At 71.0% G+C, this 19159-nt stretch carries 14 protein-coding genes and 4 pseudogenes; 15 read left to right on the forward strand and 3 right to left on the reverse strand.

Going from position 1 to position 19159, the window contains the following annotated elements:
- Window position 1: 1 nt before the first annotated feature.
- Entirely contained in the window at window positions 2–982 is a 981-nt protein-coding gene (locus AVL59_RS02365; RefSeq protein ID WP_208870293.1) for an ATP-binding protein, read from the reverse strand.
- Window positions 983–1128: 146 nt separating this feature from the next.
- Between AVL59_RS02365 and AVL59_RS02370 the strand changes: the two genes are divergently transcribed.
- Complete coding sequence (locus tag AVL59_RS02370) at window positions 1129–1953, forward strand: Fic family protein (protein WP_067299550.1); 825 nt, start codon at window positions 1129–1131, stop codon at window positions 1951–1953.
- A gap of 330 nt (window positions 1954–2283) precedes the next feature.
- On the opposite strand, the gene AVL59_RS02375 is transcribed toward AVL59_RS02370, so the two are convergent.
- Entirely contained in the window at window positions 2284–3117 is an 834-nt protein-coding gene (locus tag AVL59_RS02375; RefSeq protein WP_067299551.1) for an HAD family hydrolase, read from the reverse strand.
- Between the two features lie 583 nt (window positions 3118–3700).
- On the opposite strand from AVL59_RS02375, the pseudogene ssd reads away from it, so the two are divergent.
- From ssd to AVL59_RS53880, 12 genes and pseudogenes are all read left to right on the forward strand, one after another.
- Window positions 3701–4357 (forward strand): annotated as a pseudogene (gene ssd / locus AVL59_RS02380) (septum site-determining protein Ssd); the annotation flags it as partial.
- Between the two features lie 113 nt (window positions 4358–4470).
- The gene (locus tag AVL59_RS02385) at window positions 4471–5919 is read left to right on the forward strand and encodes a site-specific integrase (protein WP_308281998.1); all 1449 of its coding nucleotides are present in this window, start codon (window positions 4471–4473) and stop codon (window positions 5917–5919) included.
- Entirely contained in the window at window positions 5919–7691 is a 1773-nt protein-coding gene (locus AVL59_RS02390) for a hypothetical protein (RefSeq protein WP_067299553.1), read from the forward strand. Before AVL59_RS02385 ends, AVL59_RS02390 begins: the two co-directional genes overlap by 1 nt.
- Entirely contained in the window at window positions 7688–9862 is a 2175-nt protein-coding gene (locus AVL59_RS02395) for a site-specific integrase (RefSeq protein ID WP_067299554.1), read from the forward strand. Before AVL59_RS02390 ends, AVL59_RS02395 begins: the two co-directional genes overlap by 4 nt.
- Window position 9863: 1 nt before the next feature.
- Entirely contained in the window at window positions 9864–10361 is a 498-nt protein-coding gene (locus AVL59_RS02400; RefSeq protein WP_067299555.1) for a hypothetical protein, read from the forward strand.
- A gap of 263 nt (window positions 10362–10624) precedes the next feature.
- Window positions 10625–11080, forward strand: a pseudogene (locus tag AVL59_RS02405) (CpaE-like family protein); the annotation flags it as partial.
- Window positions 11077–12309, forward strand: a complete 1233-nt coding sequence (locus tag AVL59_RS02410; protein WP_067299556.1) for a TadA family conjugal transfer-associated ATPase — start codon at window positions 11077–11079, stop codon at window positions 12307–12309. The pseudogene AVL59_RS02405 and the gene AVL59_RS02410, both read left to right, overlap by 4 nt.
- A gap of 1 nt (window position 12310) precedes the next feature.
- Window positions 12311–13162: a type II secretion system F family protein gene (locus AVL59_RS02415; RefSeq protein ID WP_067299557.1), complete on the forward strand. Its 852-nt coding sequence runs from the start codon at window positions 12311–12313 to the stop codon at window positions 13160–13162.
- Window positions 13159–13944, forward strand: coding sequence for a type II secretion system F family protein (locus tag AVL59_RS02420; protein WP_067299558.1), 786 nt, complete (start codon window positions 13159–13161; stop codon window positions 13942–13944). Before AVL59_RS02415 ends, AVL59_RS02420 begins: the two co-directional genes overlap by 4 nt.
- A 60-nt stretch (window positions 13945–14004) precedes the next feature.
- The gene (locus AVL59_RS02425; RefSeq protein WP_067299559.1) at window positions 14005–14205 is read left to right on the forward strand and encodes a DUF4244 domain-containing protein; all 201 of its coding nucleotides are present in this window, start codon (window positions 14005–14007) and stop codon (window positions 14203–14205) included.
- A pseudogene (locus tag AVL59_RS02430) lies at window positions 14192–14551 on the forward strand (TadE family type IV pilus minor pilin); the annotation flags it as partial. The gene AVL59_RS02425 and the pseudogene AVL59_RS02430, both read left to right, overlap by 14 nt.
- A gap of 209 nt (window positions 14552–14760) precedes the next feature.
- A pseudogene (locus tag AVL59_RS53880) lies at window positions 14761–15123 on the forward strand (Rv3654c family TadE-like protein); the annotation flags it as partial.
- Window positions 15124–15268: 145 nt separating this feature from the next.
- Here AVL59_RS53880 and AVL59_RS02435 read toward each other — a convergent pair.
- Window positions 15269–17842 carry a DEAD/DEAH box helicase gene (locus AVL59_RS02435; protein ID WP_079146495.1) on the reverse strand — a complete coding sequence of 858 codons (2574 nt, stop codon included), beginning with the start codon at window positions 17840–17842 and terminating at the stop codon, window positions 15269–15271.
- Between the two features lie 82 nt (window positions 17843–17924).
- Here AVL59_RS02435 and bldG point away from each other — a divergent pair, with 82 nt between their 5' ends.
- Window positions 17925–18266 carry an anti-sigma factor antagonist BldG gene (gene bldG / locus AVL59_RS02440; protein ID WP_067299561.1) on the forward strand — a complete coding sequence of 114 codons (342 nt, stop codon included), beginning with the start codon at window positions 17925–17927 and terminating at the stop codon, window positions 18264–18266.
- Between the two features lie 158 nt (window positions 18267–18424).
- On the forward strand, window positions 18425–18862 hold the full coding sequence (locus AVL59_RS02445) for an ATP-binding protein (protein ID WP_067299562.1): 438 nt from the start codon (window positions 18425–18427) through the stop codon (window positions 18860–18862).
- Window positions 18863–19159 lie beyond the last annotated feature (297 nt).

Raw genomic sequence — 19159 nt, forward strand, 5'->3', positions numbered from 1 at the left:
GTCAGACGGGAGTTGCCACGCTCTCGCCCAGCACGAAGTCGGGGTCGACCTGCGCCGCCAGGTCGGCCCCGGTGCGCTCGTTGCCCCACGCCTCGGCGTTCTTCAGGTGGAAGTGCACCATCTGCCGCGTGTAGCGCTCCCAGTCGCGTGCCTCGTGCCTGGCGTCCGCCGCGGCCCGCAGGGTGTGCAGGGCATGGGCGTTGGCTTCCTCCAGGAGATCGAACCTGGGCGGGCGGCCCTTCTCCATGGCGCGCACCCAGTCCGAGTGGCCGACCGTCACCAGCAGATCGTCACCGACCTCCGAGCGGAGGAAGTCGATGTCGTCCTGCGCCTGGACCTTGTTGCCCACGACCTTCAGGGCCACGCCGAAGTCGCGGGCGTACTCCTTGTACTGGCGGTAGACGGAGACCCCCTTCCGGGTCGGCTCGGCGACGAGGAACGTCATGTCGAAGCGGGTGAACATGCCGGAGGCGAAGGAGTCCGAACCCGCCGTCATGTCGACCACGACGTACTCGTCGGGGCCGTCGACGAGGTGGTTCAGGAACAGCTCCACCGCTCCCGTCTTGGAGTGGTAGCAGGCGACCCCGAGGTCGGCGTCCGTGAAGGGGCCGGTGACCATCAAACGGGCGGCGCCGCCGTCGAGTTCCACCGGGCGCGCGCAGGCGTCGTACACCGGGCTGGGCTCCCGCACCCGGACCAGCCGCGAGCCCTCGCCCGGCGGGGTCGTCTTGATCATCGTGGCGGCGGAGGCGATGCGCGGGTTGGAACCGCGCAGATAGTCCTTGATCAGCGAGAGCCGTTCGCCCATGGCGGGCAGCGCGGCCGCCTCCGACTCCTCGAGACCGAGCGCCGGGCCGAGGTGCTGGTTGATGTCCGCGTCGATGGCGACCACCGGCCGTCCGGCCGCGACGAGGTGGCGGATGAAGAGGGAGGAGAGCGTGGTCTTGCCGCTGCCGCCCTTCCCGACGAAAGCAATTTTCATGTTCACCAAGGGTAGTCAGCTGATAGCTGTATGTGTCAGTCGGAGTCGAGAAGACCACTCCTTCGTGGGGTGGGACCGGCGAGGCGTGCGCCAAGCCCGCCGGGGGCGGACGGTCGGGTGAAGGGTGGGCGCGTACTGTCGTACTCATGAGTACGACAGGTGCGACCGCCGATCCGCTCGCGGCCCTGGGCTCACTGCCCGGTGTGGCCGAGTCCGTGGAGTCCGTGCGCAAGGCCGTGGACCGGGTCTACGGGCACCGGGTCATGCGGCGCCGCAGCAACGAGATCACCTCCGAGGCGGCGCTGCGCGCCGCCCGCGGTTCGGCGGCGCTGTCCGGTGCCGACTGGGCCCTGGAGGAGGTACGGCGGCGCACCGACTTCGGCGTCGACGCCGAGGCGCGTGTCATGGGCGCGGCGCTCAGGCTGACGGCCGAGGCGGGCCAGCTGCTGTCCATCTGGCGACAGTCGCCCCTCAGGGTGCTGGCCCGGCTGCACCTGGTGGCCGCCGCGGACCAGGGTGCGGAGATCGGCCGGCCGCGCCAGGCGGGCGAGGCGGTCGACGAGCCGCTGATCGAGCTGCCGCTGCCGGACGCGCGTGAGGTGTCCGGACGGCTGGAGGGGCTGGCGGACCTGATCATCGCGGGCACCTCCGCGCCCGCGCTGGTGACGGCCGCCGTGGTGCACGGCGAACTGCTCGCCCTGCGCCCCTTCACCTCCCACAACGGCCTGGTCGCGCGTGCGGCCGAGCGGATCGTCCTGATCGGCAGCGGACTCGACCCGAAGGCCGTGTGCCCGGCCGAGGTGGGCCACGCCGAACTCGGCCGCGCCTCCTGCCTCGCCGCGCTGGACGGGTATGTTTCCGGCACTCCGGAAGGCATGGCTGCCTGGATCGCGCACTGTGGCAGGGCGGTCGAGCTGGGTGCCCGCGAGTCCACCGCGGTGTGCGAGGCGCTCCAGCGCGGCGCGGCCTAGGAAAACTCCCCTGACAAGGGTTGCGGCGGTACGAGTTCTCGTACCGCCGCTGGCATGTTCACCCGGTTACCAGGCGTCCTCGATATGTCGCCCATCAGGTCGGGGTCTTTTGCCCGTCACCTGGTGCGGCTGGCCCGTAATCGACGGGTCGACGTCGCGTGGGTGCCCGATGTTCATGCAAGGTCCGTGGGCCAAGTGCGTAGTGGTAGGGGATCCTCTCGGATGTCCTTTGGTCTCGCGGGCCGTTAAATCCTTTGTACTGCAAGCGGGAAATAAGCGGAACCCCTGCCTGCGGTTCTTTACTTTCGGGTTCAAACAGGGGCGAATCGGTCAGGATGCCATGCTGCGGCGCCGGTTCGCGTACCAGACCAGACCAGCGGTGGCGGCCGCCGCTCCTATGGCCGCCGCCGCGACGAGTGCCGGGCGGGGCGGCACGGAGAACGCGGGCAGCCGCTGCTTGAGCCGGACCGGCCTGCGGAACTCCAGAACCGGCCACCCGCGCGCGAGCGCTTCACGGCGCAGCGCGCGGTCGGGGTTCACGGCGTGCGGATGTCCGACCGCCCGGAGCATCGGCAGGTCGGTCGCCGAGTCGCTGTAGGCGTAGCAGCGCTCCAGGTCGTACCCCTCGGTCGCGGCCAGGTCCCTGACCGCCTCGGCCTTGGTCGGGCCGTAGGCGTAGTACTCCACCTCCCCGGTGAAGCAGCCGTCCTCGCCGACGACCATGCGCGTGGCCACCACCCGGTCGGCGCCGAGCAGTTCGCCGACCGGCTCGACCACCTCGGCGCCCGAGGTGGAGACGATCACGACGTCGCGTCCGGCCGTGTGGTGCTCCTCGATGAGGGAGGCGGCCTCGTCGTAGATGATCGGGTCGATCAGATCGTGCAGGGTCTCGGCGACGATCTCTTTCACCTGCTGGACGTTCCAGCCGCGGCACAGGGCGGAGAGATACTCGCGCATGCGCTCCATCTGGTCGTGGTCCAAGCCGCCCACCAGGAACACGAACTGGGCATATGCGGTACGCAGTGCGGCCCTGCGGTTGATCAGTCCACCCTGGTAGAAGGACTTGCTGAAGGTGAGGGTGCTCGACTTCGCAATGACCGTCTTGTCCAGGTCAAAGAAGGCTGCTGCGCGGGGCAAGGAGTGGTTTTCCACGCCCCTGAGCATAGGCGCCCACCATTCGGCGTAAGGTGGGGCGCGTGGGTTTGCCTGAGAGGGCTCTCGGGTACACCATGGAAGTCACGGATCGTTCGCGACCGTGCTAACCCGGTCCGACTCCTCCCCCCCCGAGTCGGCCGTGGGGACGACCCCCGCTCTCCCCCCCGGCGGGGGTCGTCGCATGTCCGGGTGGGTTTTCTCCCTTCTTTTCGAGGCCGCGAGGCCGGTGAGCGGCTACGCGGTCGCCGTTTCGTCATGTCCATGATTCATTACTCATGGTAATCGACAGGCTGCTCTACGGAAGTTGTACAGGGATCGGCGCAGGGGTCACCGGTATGAGTGACAGCGATATTCACAATCGCTGAGTTGTCCACGGTTTTCGACCAAGATCCACACGATTTCCGGGTTCGCTGCACCGTGATTCCAGCGCGCTTCGGCCGCGGCGAGTTCATGGCCGGTTCCGATTGCCGGGGCGCGTATGGCCGGTTCCTATCGGCCGTCCATATGGGGGCCGGTTGCCGGTTCTCCACAACTTTGGGAATCGCGTGGCCGCAGAGGCTGCGTGGAAGTCACAGCCTAGGGGGGATCACACGTGGCCGGAACCGTCACCCATGACCCGTCGCCCGCCGCCGGAAGCCGGCCGGGACGGCCGCTCATCGTCACCGAGGACGCCGGACTCCTCGACGATCTGCTGCGCCTGTGCGCGGCCGCCGGTGCCACACCCGAGGTCCATCACGGCGTACCCGACCACGGCGGTGGCTGGGAAACGGCCCCGCTCGTCCTCGTCGGCGACGACGCCGCCCGCCGGGTGTGCGGAGCGGCCCGTCGGCGGGGAGTGGTGCTGGTCGGCCGTGACCAGGACGACTCCGGGGTGTGGAAAAGGGCCGTCGAGATCGGCGCCGACCACGTCCTGATGCTGCCCGACGGCGAGCAGTGGCTGGTCGACCGGATCGCCGACGTCGCCGAGGGCGTCGGCCGCCCGGCCCTCACCGTCGGGATCATCGGCGGCCGGGGCGGGGCCGGTGCGTCCACGCTCGCCTGCGCGCTCGCCGTCACCTCCGCGCGCGAGGGCCTGCGCACCCTCCTCGTGGACGCCGATCCGCTGGGCGGCGGACTCGATGTACTCCTGGGCGGTGAAACGGCCGAGGGGCTGCGCTGGCCCGCCTTCGCCGCCTCGCGCGGCCGGGTAGGCGGCGGCGCCCTGGAGGAGTCCCTGCCCGAACTGCACGCACTACGGGTGCTCAGCTGGGTTGTTTCTGCTTAGTTGCAGTGTCTCTTTGAGGACGAAGCCCATGGTCAGCGACTGTTTGTGGGTACACAAGTGGTGCGTCCCACGAGGTAGCGTCCGTCGGTATGCAACAAATGATCTATTCATCCTCTGGGTGGGAGACCTGGGGGCTGGAGCACAAGCCGGTCATACCCGAGGGCATGTCGTTGATCTTCGACGAGGACCTGCTCTTCGAGGACGAGCACGGGCTGCGGCCCTCGGCTGTCGTGAACCGCTGGGCTTGTGAGCTGCCGACCAGCAAGGTCCCGTCGGACAACTCGTGGCCTTCGTACGTCCGCGCCGTACGGGAGTGGATGGAGTTCGGGGCCGGGCACGGAGTGGGGCTGCTGGAGGGCAGGGACCGGCTCAAGGCCCTGCTGAGCGCCTACTCGGTCCACCGGGCCCGTGGGCCCCTCGCGGCCCGTTTCAAGGCGTCTACGTGGAACCAGCACATGGCCATGCTCGGCAAGTTCTACGCGTGGGCGATCGACAACGGCTACACCACCGCCCTGCCGTTCACCTACGACCACGCCACCGGCGTCTTCGAGAACCAGATGCGCGAGGTGAAGGTCAACCAGGCCCGCCGCCGCCGGGCGAAGGGGCACGTGACGATCAAGTACCTGGAGGACGACTTCGCCGACCTGTTCCTCAAGGGCCTGGCCCGGCTGGAGCCGGACGGTTCAGAGGAGCGCGGATACCGGGGCCGGGAGATGGCCCGGAACGCCGCGGTGGGCCGGTTCGTGATCGCTTCGGGACCGCGCAAGCAGGAGTTCACCTACCTGCTGGCCTGCGAAGTCCCGGCTCTGCCGAAGCGACGGACGGAGATTCCGACGCCTGTCCCGCTGCCGTGGGGGATCACCAAGGGCGGCAAGTTCCGCAGCACCTGGGTCGACTACGACACGCTGGCCGAGCTGCACAACTATCTGGCGTTCGAGCGGGCGACCGCTGTGGCGGGCTCGTCGTGGACGCCGCCGGCCCGCTGGGGCGAGCCGCTGATCGTGACCGAGGCCGATGCCCGGGGCGGGCGGGTCAACGGCGCCAGGGTGCTGTGGGAGGACCTGGGGCCCGGTGAACGCCGCCGGCTGGTCGCGCCGGGAGGCGGGTCGATGCTGCTGTCGGTCTGCGGGCCGGGGCGGCCGTTCACCGCGTGGAACACGGTCTTCGAGCGGGCCTCGGACCGAATCCGGGACCGCTACGAGCCGCGGTTTCCCCATGTTCATCCGCACCGGGGCCGGCACACCTTCGCGATGCAGACGATGGCGAGGCTCGCGTCGGGCTACTACGCGCGCTTGGCCCAGAAGGTCCGGCCCGGTGACACCGATGCCGCGCTGGCGCTCTACCTCACCAGCCATGAACCGCTGATGATCCTGCGTGATCTTTTGGGTCACTCCAGTGCTCTGACCACGGAAAAGTACCTGAACCGCCTGGATACGACGCGGATCTTCGCCGACCTGCACACGGCACAGGAGCAGGGCACAGCACGGGCCCGGGCTGCGGAACGTGAAGCGGCGGCGGAGTTCGACGACGAGGGAGACGGCATCTGATGCCCGCCACAGTGATCGACGAGCCGCCGGGCATCACTGCGGTCTTCAGCGACGGGACCGGATGCACCCGCTGGGTGAACAGCCAGGCCCACGGCGAGAGGTTCTCCACCAGGAATCCGGCGCTGGCCCGTGAGCTGCTGCACGGCCTGGCCGATCTCGTGCATCCGCACGGGGACGTCGACCAGGAGAGCACGCTGGCCGGCTACCTGGGAGGGATCAGGGCCTTCACGAACGGGCTGGCCGAGCTGGGATTCACCGGCGGCGCCGCCGAGCTGACCCGGGGGCGGCTGGCCGCGCACTGGATGAGCGGGAAGTACCGCCCGGTGGAAGAGGGCCGCGCGCGGATGATGCTGCGGCGCCTTGACGACCTGCACGGCGTGTTGCGTCCGGATGTCCGTGAGCTGGTCGACGGCCGCCGGTTCGTTTCCAAGAGGCGCCGCGACCAGAACTTCATACAGCCCTACAGCGAGACCGAGTGGTCAAGCCTGACCCAGGTCTGCCGCACCGCGGTCAAGGAGTCGTACGCGGCCCACCGGCTCGCGGTGAAGACGGCGGAGTCGGGCCAGGATCCGCGCGTTGGCGGGTGGACGGACGCAAACCTGCTCTGGCTCTATGCCCAGGTGGGACCGGTGGAAGCGGCCCCGTTCGCGACCTGGTCCGCGGACCACCCCTCAGGGCTGTCGCAGTCGAGATTTCCGTGGCGCCGCAGCTGGCAGGCCGCCAAGTTGTTCCCCACGGTCAACGTCATGCTCGGCTACCGGCTGCTGTTCGGCGTCTACACCGGCATCGTCCCGGACGGGCTGGACGACCTCGGACTGGGCGATGTCGACTGGGCCGGGGACAGGACCATCCTGCTGGACTATGTGAAGGGCCGCACGGCCGAGGAGAGCCGGACGCTGACCACACGGGCGACCCGGCTGCTGCAGCAGTGGACTGACCATACAGAACTCTCCCGCCGGTTCGCCCCGCCCGGGGCACGGGACGCACTCTGGGTCCGCTACGACACACACAATGCGGGTCCTTGGATCACCCGGCCCGCCACGGTCACCACGATCCGTGCGTGGGTGGTGGACAGAGGGCTGGTGGGTGACGACGGCCAGCCGCTGGCCTTGAACATGCACCGGATCCGCACCACCTACGACTCGATGCGGGACCGCCGCGCGTGGGCGGGCAGCCGCCGCGCGACCCTGGACCCCAACCGGAGTCCTCAGGCCGAAGGCGACCACTACCTGGGAGCCGGGACCCCCAAGCAGCGCGAGCTCGTGGACGAGATCATCGCCGAGGCCCAGAACGACATGCTGAAACGGGCCGAACCACCGGTCGTCCTGGCGGACGACGACGTCGCCGAGCTGGTCCGCGACTACCCGCAGAAAGTCGCTGCCCTGGGCCTGGACGACGAGGCTCTGGCCGCGCTGGTCGGCGGGGAACGGGACGTGTTCACCGCTGCCTGCGGCGACCAGCTGTCGGGCCTGCACGGCCCGAAGGGGAAACCGTGCCCGGCCCGCCCATGGGTGTGCTTGCTCTGTCCGCTCGCCCTGTTCACCCCTCGGCACCTGCCCAATCTGATGCGGCTACGGGCGTTCTTCGCCCGCCAGTGGGACCAGATGCCCCAGGCCGAGTTCATGGGCGTCTTCGGCCGCTACGACCAGCGCCTGGCCGAGATCCTCACCCCCGATGCCCACTTCACCTCCCAGGCTCTGCTCGCCGCAGCCGCACAGGTCGCCGATGACGATGACGAACTGCCGCTGCGGCCGGAAGAAGGAACACGATGACGACCGTGACCACTAAGGCGCCCGCGGGCTCCGGACCGGTCCGGAGCCCGCTCTTCGGGCTCGATGTCTGTGAAGAGGCCGGGCTGCGGGTGAAGCCGGGCGGGATGCGGCCCCGGGTCGGTGAGCCGGTCTGGTCCTTCACCGGTGTCGAGGGTCTGCCCGTCAGCCTCAAGCCGAGTGAACGCCGGCTGGACTTCTCCAGGATCCGGGATCCGCGCTGGCGCGTCGTGGCCGAGGAGTTCATCTTCGCGCGCCTGGCTCCGGGACACGAGGCCGTACGTGAACTGCCGCAGGCCTTCCGATATCCCATCGCGATCAGGACCTGCCTGGCCCGGCTCCAGAACCTGGCCGAGTGGTTCAACTGGCTCACCGAACACGGGGTCACGTCGCTGGGGGAGGTCACACAGCTGCACTGTCAGGCGTACTACCTGCACCGCAGTGACGTGCGCGATCGCAAGGGCAGGATCCTTCGGCCCGCGGCTCCGGAGACACGGCTGGCCGCCGTCCAGGCCATGCAGGAGCCCGCCTTCTACGGCGAACTGTTCAGCACCGACCGGTTCGCCGACGGGTTCGTTCCGTGGCCCGGCCGTTCCCCCTTCGAGGTGGCCGGCTGCAAGCCGCGCGAGGCGAACGTGACCCAGCCGATGCGGCAGGACGCCCTGCAGCCGTGGCTGGCCGCGGCTCTCTACGTCGTCGAAACACTCGGCCCGCACGTCCTGGAACTGGTCGAGGCGGTCCGGCAGGAGGAAGCCCCGACCCTCTGGACCAGCAGTGAGAGGTGGCAGGCCCGTCTCAGCACAGCGATCCGTGCCCACATTGCCGAAGGTGTCCCACTGGAGGCACTCGAAGACATGGAAGTGACCAGGCGACTGCTCGACGGATGGTCCCAGGACGACCCCCTGCTGAACGTGAGCCTGAACGCCCTTGCCCGCAAGGCGGGCAAGAAGACCTTCCCCCACCGCTGGATTCCCACCCTGCGTCCGCTGATGGAACAAGCGGTGGCCGCAGTCGGCGTGAGACCCCGATGGGGACGCGACGCGCGGGCGGTGTCACGCGCGGACGGTGGCGGCGAGGTTCCGTGGACCGAAGGGGTCGAGGGAATCCTGGACTTGAAATTCCTGGTGGACAGGGTCCGGACGGCCTGCATCGTCGTCGTCGCCCTGCTCACTGGAATGCGGGCGAGTGAGTTGATGGAGATGCCGGTCGATGCCTGCGCGCCCCCGAAGGATCTGGGATCTGGCCGGATGCGATACCGGCTGAAAACCAAACTGATCAAGGGGCAGGGACCGGGCGGCGTCTGGGAAGAATGGGTCACTGTCCGCCAAGCGTATTCTGCAGTCCAACTCGCGGTCGGACTCCGGGACCCGCAGGACACGTCCTCACGCGCGTTTGGCCGGTTCACCTTCAATGGGCGGTGCGCGAGCCTGCGAACCTGGGTCAACGGCCCGGAAGGGCAACGACTGGGACTTGCGCCGATACCGAACGACCCGATTAGCCTGCAGATCACCCGCCGCACCCTGGCCATGGAACTCGCACACCGTCCCGGCGGATTGCTGGCCGCGAAGATTCACCTCAAGCACGTGAGCGTGGTCACTACCGAGGGATATGCAGCAAGGCCCGGCGGTGCACAAGCAGAGTTCCTTTCCGACGTTGCCGCAGAAGAGCAGGTTCGAAACAAAGACTTGACCTTGGAAGCCTTCCGTGATTCCCAGAAGGGGATCCTTCCCACCGGCTCCGGAGCGCGCGATCTCATCGAGTTCTTTGCCTCTGTCGACGAGAAGCTGAAGGAGATGGAGGCATCCGCACCAGGGGTCAAGCCAGGGGACCAGGAGGTCATCAACCTGCTGTCCAGACGGGCGAAGACACTACACCTGGGAATCGCCAACTACTGCTGGTTCATCGATCCGTCCAAGGCGCTGTGCCTGATCCTCGCGGGGACGCCCGGGGCCGACAAACCGCTGGCCGGCATGTGTGACTCCGTCCGCTGCCCGCAAGCCACCCACCATCAGAGCCACCGCCCGGTCTGGGCCGCCAGCGCGGAGAACAAAAAGGTCTTCATGGGCGGCATCGGGCGAGGCCAGCCCACAGAGAAATCCCGCCTGCAAGCCGACCTGAACCGCGATTTGCGTGTCCTGGCCGAGATCGATGCCGCGAACGGAACTGGAGTCTGACATGGGACGCATCAGCGAAGAGGCTCGGAGTCGGAAAGAAGAAGCGATCCGGGCCGCAACGGACCGGATCCTGCGGGGTGAACTTCCACCCGGGGGAAAATGCGATCTCAGCACCCTGGCCACAGAGGCCGGAGTGACCCGCACGGCGTTCTACCCGAAGAAGAACCGTGACGGCACCACTCGGCCCGGCCCATACCAGCACTTGGCCGAGGAATTCGAGAGGCGCTTGAAACTCCTCCAGGAAGCCGGAGCCGTCGTCGACCCCAGAATCGCCCAGATCCAACGACTCAAGGACACCAACACTCAACTCGAAGAACGCATCAAGAAACAGAACATCGAAATCGACGAACTCAAGGAATTCCAGCAACTGGCCCTGTCCCGGATAGCGGCCCAGCACCTGGAGATTGAGCGCCTACGCACTGAGGCGGCAGCCGGCGGCAAGGTCACCGTCCTCACGCCACGACGATCGGTCTCCGGGACGATCGGCACCTGCAACTGACCCTCCGGCCGGGGCCCCGGGCCCCGGCCGGCCGTCTGACGGCAAATCTCGCCTGGCCTCGTGGCACAGGGCACTGGTGAGGCTTACTCGCACCATGCAATCCTTCAGAGCCACTTCCGCAGCCACTATGACTCAAATCACTAGGTATGCTTCCGGCTGCCATCCAGAGCGACACCACGCTCCTGCGCTAAGCGACACGGGCTGAGGACTCGCCCACCGCCAAAGCGACGTGACCTGCGAGGGACACGAACTTTGCGGAAAGAAGCTGGGACCGGGGTGACTGCGTCGGCATTCCGCCCCAGGCCGTACGCGCGGTCCTGGCCGCCGCCCGGCGGCGTGGCGGCACGGTCGTCGTCGACCTCCCACGCCGCCTGGACGACGGGGTCGCCGAGGCCCTCGCCCAGCTCGACCTGGCGGTGCTCGTCGTCCCGGCCGAACTGCGCGCGGTGGCGGCGGCCGGCCGGGTGGCCTCCGCCGTCGGCATGGTGGTGCGGGATCTGCGCGTGGCGGTCCGGGGGCCGTACGCGCCCGGTCTCGACGACCGTGAGGTGGCCCGGCTGCTCGGCCTGCCCCTGGCCGGCGAGGTCCCCGTCGAGCCGGCGCTGCTGCGCCCGCACCCGGCTCCCGAACCGCCCGGCGCGAGCGGGCGTGGCCCCCTGGCCCGCTTCTGCACCACCTTCTGGGAGCAGGCCCTGGTCGAGGCGGGAGGCACCCGATGACGCTCCCCGGACTCGACCGGGCCGACGGCGCGGCCCTGCTCGACGGGGTCCGCCGATGGCTGGCCGAGAGCGGCGCCGAACCCACCCCCGCGCGCGTCGCCCAGGCGCTGCGGGAACAGGGCCGGGTGCTGGGCGACGCCGAAGTCCTCGGCGCGGCCGAACGCCTGCGGTCCGAACTCGTCGGCACCGGCCCGCTGGAGCCGCTGCTGGCCGACCCGGGCGTCACCGACGTCCTCGTGTCCGCCCCGGACCGGGTGTGGGTGGACCGCGGCGGCGGCCTGGAACTGACCGCGGTGACCTTTCCCGACCCGGCGGCCGTACGACGCCTCGCGCAGCGGCTGGCCTCCGTCGCCGGACGCCGGCTGGACGACGCACGGCCCTGGGCCGATGCCCGGCTGCCCGACGGGACCCGTCTGCACGCGGTGCTGCCCCCGGTGGCGGTCGGCTGCACCTGCCTGTCCCTGCGGGTGGTACGGCCGCGGGCGTTCACCCTCACGGAACTGGTCGAGGCGGGCACCGTGCCACCCGGCGGCGACCGGATCCTGCGGGCACTGCTGGCGGCCCGGCTGTCCTTCCTCGTCAGCGGCGGCACCGGCAGCGGCAAGACGACCCTGCTGAGCGCCCTGCTCGGCCTGGTCGGACCCGGCGAACGGATCGTGCTCGCCGAGGACTCGGCGGAGCTGAGACCGGAACACCCGCACGTCGTACGGCTGGAGACCCGCCCCGCCAACCAGGAGGGCGCGGGCCTGGTCACCCTGGAGGACCTCGTCCGGCAGGCCCTGCGGATGCGGCCCGACCGGCTGGTCGTGGGCGAGGTGCGCGGCCCCGAGGTGGTGCATCTGCTGGCCGCGCTCAACACCGGCCACGAAGGCGGCTGCGGCACCGTGCACGCCAACGCGGCCGCGGATGTGCCGGCCCGCCTGGAGGCCCTCGGTACGGCGGCCGGGCTCGACCGGGCCGCGCTGCACAGCCAGGTGGCGGCCGCGCTGTCGGTGGTGCTCCACCTCGTGCGGGGCCGGTCCGGGCGGCGCCGCATCGCCGAGGTGCACGTGCTGGAACGGGACGCCTCGGGGCTGGTGCGGACGGTACCGGCACTGCGCTGGGGCGCGCGTGCCTTCGTTCGGGAGCGGGGCTGGGAGCGGCTGCGGGACCTGCTGCGCGGCGAGTTCGAGAGCGAGAGCGGTGTGCGGCACGGGAGGAGCGAGAGGGGTGACGACGGTGAGCACTGAGATGTCGCTGAGCGCGACGGTGGCCTGCCTCGGGGCCGCGGCCTGGCTGCTGGGCGGACGGCATTACGGCGCACGGCGGGCACGGCTGTTGCTCGCGGGCGGCGGAGTGGTGACGGCCGGCCCGCCCTCCTGGGAACAGGCGGTGCGGGAACTGCGGCGGCTGTGGGGCCGGTTGGGGGTCGAGTGGTGGTCGCTCGCGGCCGGACTGCTGCTCGCGTTGCTGGGTGCCTCGCTGATTCCGGTGGTCGCGGGGGCGGCCGGGGTGCCGGTGCTGCGCCGGATGCGGCTGGCCCGCCAGGCGGGACGGGCCCGGGAGCGGCGCGCGGACGCGGTGATCGGCCTGTGCGGAGCGCTCGCCGCCGAGGTGCGTGCGGGACGGCAGCCGGGTGAGGCGCTGCTGCGGGCCGCGCGGGACTCCGGCGGGCTGGGGGAGGCACGGGCGGCCGTGGTCGCGGCGGCGCGGTTCGGCGGGGACGTGCAGGGCGCGCTCGCCGTCGCGGCCCGGCAGCCGGGCGCCGAGGGCTTGCTGGGCCTCGCCGCCTGCTGGCGGGTGGCCGTGGACCAGGGCGCCGGGCTCGCGGCCGGCCTGGACCGGCTGGACGGCGCCCTGCGGGCCGAGCGGGACCAACGTGCCGACCTGCGTGCCCAGTTGGCGGGCGCCCGGGCCACGGCGGTGCTGCTGGCCGCGCTGCCCGCCCTCGGACTGCTCCTCGGCTCGGCCATGGGCGCCGATCCGCTGCGTGTGCTGCTGCACAGCGGGGCCGGGCTGGGCTGCCTGCTGGCCGGAGCGGTGTTCGAGGGGGCCGGGATGTGGTGGGTGGCCCGGATCGTACGGGGAGCTGAGGCGGTATGAGCGCGGAAGTCGTCCACAGACTGGGGATGAGTGCGGCCGTGGTGCTCGCCCTGGGCTGGGCGGTTCGGCGGCTGGAGACGGCCCGGCGGCGGCGCCGGGCGCGGCAACGGGTGGCCGGGCTGCTGGCCTCGGGGACGGCACGCTCGGGCCCGTCCTTCGAGTTCACCGGCGCGGTACGGCGGTGGCTGCCCGTGGTGGGGGCCATGTGCGGTGTGTGGGCGCTGGTCGGCGGGGCGGCCGGTGCGGCTGTGGGGCTCGGTGTTGCCGCGGGGCTGTGGCGGTGGAGGCGCCGGCAGGCGCGAGCGGGCCCGTCGGACGAGGTCGACACGGCACTCGCCGCCCGCCAGCTTCCCCTCGCGGCCGACCTGCTGGCGGCCTGCGTCACGGCCGGGGCCGGTCCGGTGATCGCCGCGCAGGCCGTGGGGGAGGCCCTCGGCGGCCCTGTCGGGGACGCGCTGGCGCGAGGCGCGGCCGAGGTGCGGCTCGGTGGTGAACCGGCGGGCGCCTGGCGGCGGTTGGCCGCCCTGCCCGGCGCCCGAGCTCTGGCCCGGCTGCTGGAGCGGGCCGACGAGTCCGGGCTGCCGGCTGCCGGACCCGTCGCCCGTCTCGCCTCGGACGCGCGCGCCGAGTGGGCACGCGCCGCCACCACCCGGGCCCGCCGGGCGGCCGTGCTGGTCTCCGCACCGGTGGGGCTGTGCTTCCTGCCCGCGTTCATCGCGATCGGCGTGCTGCCCGTGGTGATCGGGCTGGCGGGCGGCGTGGTGGGAGGGGGTGGGGGCTGACGGGGGCGGCGACGGACGCACGGGATGAAGACAACGGGGCTGGAACGAAAGGAGCTTGGGATGCGTGAGAAGGCGGGAGAACTGCGGGCGTTGCTGCGGGAGCGGTGTCGCCGGGACGCGGGGATGGTGACCTCGGAGTACGCGATGGGGATCGTCGCGGCGGTCGGGTTCGCCTTGCTGCTCTACGAAGTTGTCACCAGCGGCCAGGTCAAGGCGGAGCTGCAGTCCATCGTGAAGCAGGCCCTCAGTGCGCGAATGTGAGCGAGGGGCGGACGCGGGGTTCGTGACCGCGGAGGCGGCCGTGGTGCTGTCCGTGCTGGTGGCGTTCACCATGGCGCTGGTCTGGGGGCTGCTCGTGATGGCGGCCCGGATCCAGTGTGTGGACGCCGCCCGCACGGGCGCCCGGGCCGCCGCCCGGCAGGACCCGCCCGACGCGGTGGTGCAGGTGACGCGGGAGGCGGCCCCGCGCGGAGCGCGGGTGAGCGTCGCCCGCGAGGGCGACCAGGTCCGGGTGACCGTGGTCGCCAGGGCGCCGGTCCTGAGCGGATTGCCGTTCGAGGTCCGTGAGGAGGCCGTGGCGGCGGCGGAGGAGACCGTGGGATCCGGGCCGGGAACGGAGAAGGCGGAGACCGTGGAGCCTGGTTCGGATACGGCGGCGCACGGGGCCGCAGGACCTGGTTCGGGTGCGGCGGCGGAGCAGGCTGCGGGGTCTGGTGCGGGAGGGTCGGGTGACCGGGCCGGAGAGGCTGACTCCGGTACCGCGGGGGCTGCGGGGCCCGGTCCGGGCGGGGCGGCTGGAACAGGGGAGGCGGGTCCGTGAAGTGGTGTCCGCGTGAACGTCGGCGCTCGGATCGTGGGTCCGCCACGATCTGGAGCCTCGGGGTGATCGCCCTGCTCTGTGTGGTCTTCGGTGCCGTCCTCGCCCTCGGGCAGGCCGTCGTCGTCCGGCACCGGGCGGCCGGCGGCGCCGATCTGGCGGCGCTCGCGGCGGCGGACCACTGGGCCGAGGGCGGCTCTCGGGCCTGTGCCCGCGCCGACCGGGTGGCCGTGGCCCAGGGGACGCGATTGGTGCGGTGCGCGATCGTGGGGGAGATCTCGGACGTGACGACGGCCTCCGGACGGGGGCCGTTCGCGGCGGAGGTCAGGGCGAGAGCGGGGCCGGCTGGACCGATGCCGACTGGATCGATGCCGACTGGATCGATGCCGCCGGGAGCGGGGCAGTCGGGAGCGGGGCAGTCGGGACCCGTGCCGACCGGAGTGGGGCCGATGGGACCGGCTCCGTCCGCGCTCCCGGGGCGGAAGCCGGCCCCGGACGCCGCACCGCTCAGCCGCCCTCCGGACCCTTCTCCGGCGCCTCCTCCGGCCTCTCGTCCGGCCTCTCGTCCGGCCTCTCCTCCGGTGCCTCCCGCAGCAGCACCGTGAGGAGCCGGACCGCGCCCCTCTTGTGCAGCGGGTCGTTGCCGTTGCCGCACTTGGGGGACTGGATGCAGGACGGGCAGCCGGCCTCGCACTCGCAGGAGGCGATGGCCTCCCGGGTGGCGCTGAGCCAGGCGCGGGCGGTGCGGAAGGCGCGCTCGGCGAAGCCCGCCCCGCCGGGGTGGCCGTCGTACACGAAGACCGTCGGCAGGAGCGTGTCGGGGTGGAGCGGGACCGAGACTCCGCCGATGTCCCAGCGGTCGCAGGTCGCGAAGAGGGGCAGCATGCCGATCGAGGCGTGCTCGGCGGCGTGCAGGGAGCCGCCGAGGATCTCCGGGTTGATCCGGGCCTCGTCCAGCTGGTCCTCGGTGACCGTCCACCACACCGCGCGTGTGCGCAGCGTGCGAGGAGGGAGGTCGAGTTTCGTCTCGCCCAGCACTTCGCCCGTGATGAGACGTCTGCGGAGGAAGGAGACCACCTGGTTGGTGACCTCGACCGAGCCGTAGCACAGGCGGCCGGCGCCCCACGGCACCTCGATGTCCGTCTCCAGGACGGAGATGGACGTGATGTCACGGGCGACCGTCGAGTAGGGCGGGTCGGCCTGCTCGACCAGCGCGACCGAGTCCTCCAGGTCGAGGGAGCGGACGAGGTAGGTGCGGCCCTGGTGCAGGTGCACGGCGCCCTCGTGGACCGTGGAGTGGGCGGCGCCCGCGTCCACCGTGCCGAGCAGGCGTCCCGTGCCCTCCTCGACGACCTGCACGGGCTGCCCGCCCGCGCCCCGGATGTCGGTCAGGTCGGCGGCCCGCTCCCGGCGCGTCCAGTGCCAGGCCTTCGTCCGGCGGCGCAGCAGCTTCGCGTCCTCCAGCTGCGGCAGCAGCTCCTCGCAGGCGGGGCCGAAGAGGTCCAGGTCCTCCTCGGTCAGCGGGATCTCCGCGGCGGCGGCGCACAGATGCGGGGCGAGGACGTAGGGGTTGTCGGGGTCGAGGACCGTCGATTCCACCGGTTGGTCGAACAGGGCCTCGGGATGGTGGACGAGGAAGGTGTCCAGCGGGTCGTCGCGGGCCACCAGCACCGCCAGGGCGCCCTGCCCGGAGCGGCCCGCGCGGCCCGCCTGCTGCCACAGGGAGGCACGCGTGCCGGGGTACCCGGCGATCACCACCGCGTCCAGGCCCGAGACGTCCACGCCCAGCTCCAGGGCCGTCGTGGCGGCGAGGCCGAGCAGCTCGCCGGAGTGCAGGGCGCGTTCCAGGGCCCGGCGCTCCTCGGGGAGGTAGCCGCCGCGATAGGCGGCGACACGCCGGACGAGGGAGCGGTCGACCTCGGCGAGGCGCTCCTGGGCGATCACCGAGATCAGCTCGGCGCCGCGCCGGGAGCGCACGAAGGCGACCGAGCGCACACCCTGCAGGGTGAGGTCGGTCAGCAGATCGGCCGTCTCGGCGGTGGCGGTACGCCGTACGGGTGCGCCTTTCTCGCCGTGCAGTTCGGTGAGCGGGGGCTCCCACAGGGCGAACACGAGTTCCCCGCGCGGGGAGGCGTCGTCGGCGACCTCGACCACCGGCAGACCGGTCAGCCGGCGGGCGGCGACGGCGGGCTCCGCGGCGGTGGCGGAGGCCAGCAGGAACACGGGCGAGGCGCCGTAGCGGGCGCACAGGCGGCGTAGCCGGCGCAGCACCTGGGCGACGTGTGAGCCGAAGACGCCCCGGTAGGTGTGGCACTCGTCGATGACGACGTACTTGAGCGACTTCAGGAAGGAGGACCAGCGGGGGTGGGAGGGCAATATGCCCCGGTGCAGCATGTCGGGGTTGGTCAGGACGTAGTTGGCGTACTGGCGGATCCACTCGCGTTCCTCGAACGGGGTGTCGCCGTCGTACACGGCCGGGCGCACCGCGGCGCCCAGAGATTGTGAAAGTTCCTTCACCGACCGGCACTGGTCCGCCGCGAGCGCCTTGGTGGGGGCGAGGTAGAGGGCGGTGGCGCCACGACCGCCCACCCGTCGCCCGCCGCCACCCCGTGGAAGCGCTTCGCGCTGCTGCGCCCCTTGGGCGGGGGCCTCGGAACCGTCCAGCAGGGCCGACAGGACCGGCACGAGGTAGGCGAGGGACTTGCCCGAGGCGGTGCCGGTGGCGACGATCACCGACTCGCCGTCCAGGGCGTGCTCGGCGGCCAGCGCCTGGTGGGTCCAGGGGTGCTCGATGCCGCGCGCCTGCACCGCCGCGATCACTTCCGAGCGAATCCGGTCAGGCCAGACGGCATGCCGACCCGCGCGGGGGGGCAAGTGCTCCGTATGAGTGATGCGCGCGGAGCGGCTCGGCCCGGAGGCGAGCCGGCCCAGGACGGTGCCCGGAGACGGGCGGGAAGCCGGGTTCGCCGGGGGTTGATCGGATCGGTGATTCTTGGCCATCGGGACCGAGTGTGTCACTGGCGTGACGGACAATGGGGCCAAGGCGTCGTGCACGCCTGCCGGTAAGTGATTGAATGCCATCGCGGCTGGCGATGCGTCCCGGGGGCCGTAAGCCGAGATGTCCCGAGGGGCGACCGCTCGATAGCAAGGTGCTGGAGGATCCGTGGACCTGTCCCTGTCGACCCGTACCGTCGGCGATCGTACGGTCGTCGAGGTCGGTGGCGAAATCGATGTATACACCGCGCCCAAGCTGCGCGAGCAGCTGGTCGAGCTGGTGAACGACGGGAATTTCCACCTCGTCGTCGACATGGAGGGCGTGGACTTCCTCGACTCCACCGGGCTCGGCGTGCTGGTTGGCGGCCTGAAGCGGGTGCGTGCCCATGAGGGCTCGCTGCGCCTGGTCTGTAACCAGGAGCACATTCTGAAGATCTTCCGCATCACCGGCCTCACCAAGGTGTTCCCGATCCACACCTCGGTCGAGGAAGCGGTGGCGGCCACCGACTGACCCGGGGCCGCCCAGCCGGGTCCGGGCCGACCTTCGGCCCGGACGCCGGTAGGCCCCGCCTCGGGCCGGTGTGCCCGGGGCCCAGAAGTTCATCAGGGGGTGCGGGCTTTCGGCGGCCCCGCTCCCGTACCGCACGCCCGTAGTCGCGAGGGGGATGCATGGCCACCGTCGAACTCCGCTTCAGCGCGCTGCCCGAGCACGTCAGGACCGCCCGTCTGGTGGCGGCAGCGGTGGCACGCCGGGCCGGAGTGGACGAGGCCGTCCTCGACGAGGTCCGGCTCGCCGTGGGCGAGGCGTGCTCCCGTGCCGTCGGGCTGCACCAGATCAACGACATCACGGCACCCGTGAAGGTCGCGCTGATCGAGGAGGAGAAACAGTTCTCCATCGAGGTCGGCGACGAGGCCCCGCACGCGGCCCCCGCCGAGCGGGTGGCGGGTGGTGCCGCCGCGGACGCGGACGTCGAAGCCGAGGAGGACGAGATGGGCCTCGCGGTCATCAGCGGCCTCGTGGACGACGTGGAGGTCACCACGGGGGAGAGCGGCGGGCTGATCCGCATGACATGGCCGACCGCCCCGCCGGCCACCGCTCTCGTCTGATGCCGCGCGCACGGTGCTGAGCCGCCGTGCACACTGCACCGAAGGGCCCTGCTGAGCAGGGCCCTTCGTGTTGTTCCGGCACTGTTTCGAGCGGCCCCGGAATTCGTGAATCAATTCACGATCGATAGCCCGATAATTTGATCAAGCATCAATGTGGTCGTCAATGCCTTTGAGGCGTTACCACTTTCGGGTCCCCTGGCCTGACCTCGATCATTTGCTGAAGAGCACAAGAAGGCCAATTCCGTTTACCGCGCCCTGTTTAGATCACGGTCGGGTACCTACAATCCGTCCACATCT

The organism is Streptomyces griseochromogenes (assembly GCF_001542625.1).
Lineage (GTDB): Bacteria > Actinomycetota > Actinomycetes > Streptomycetales > Streptomycetaceae > Streptomyces > Streptomyces griseochromogenes.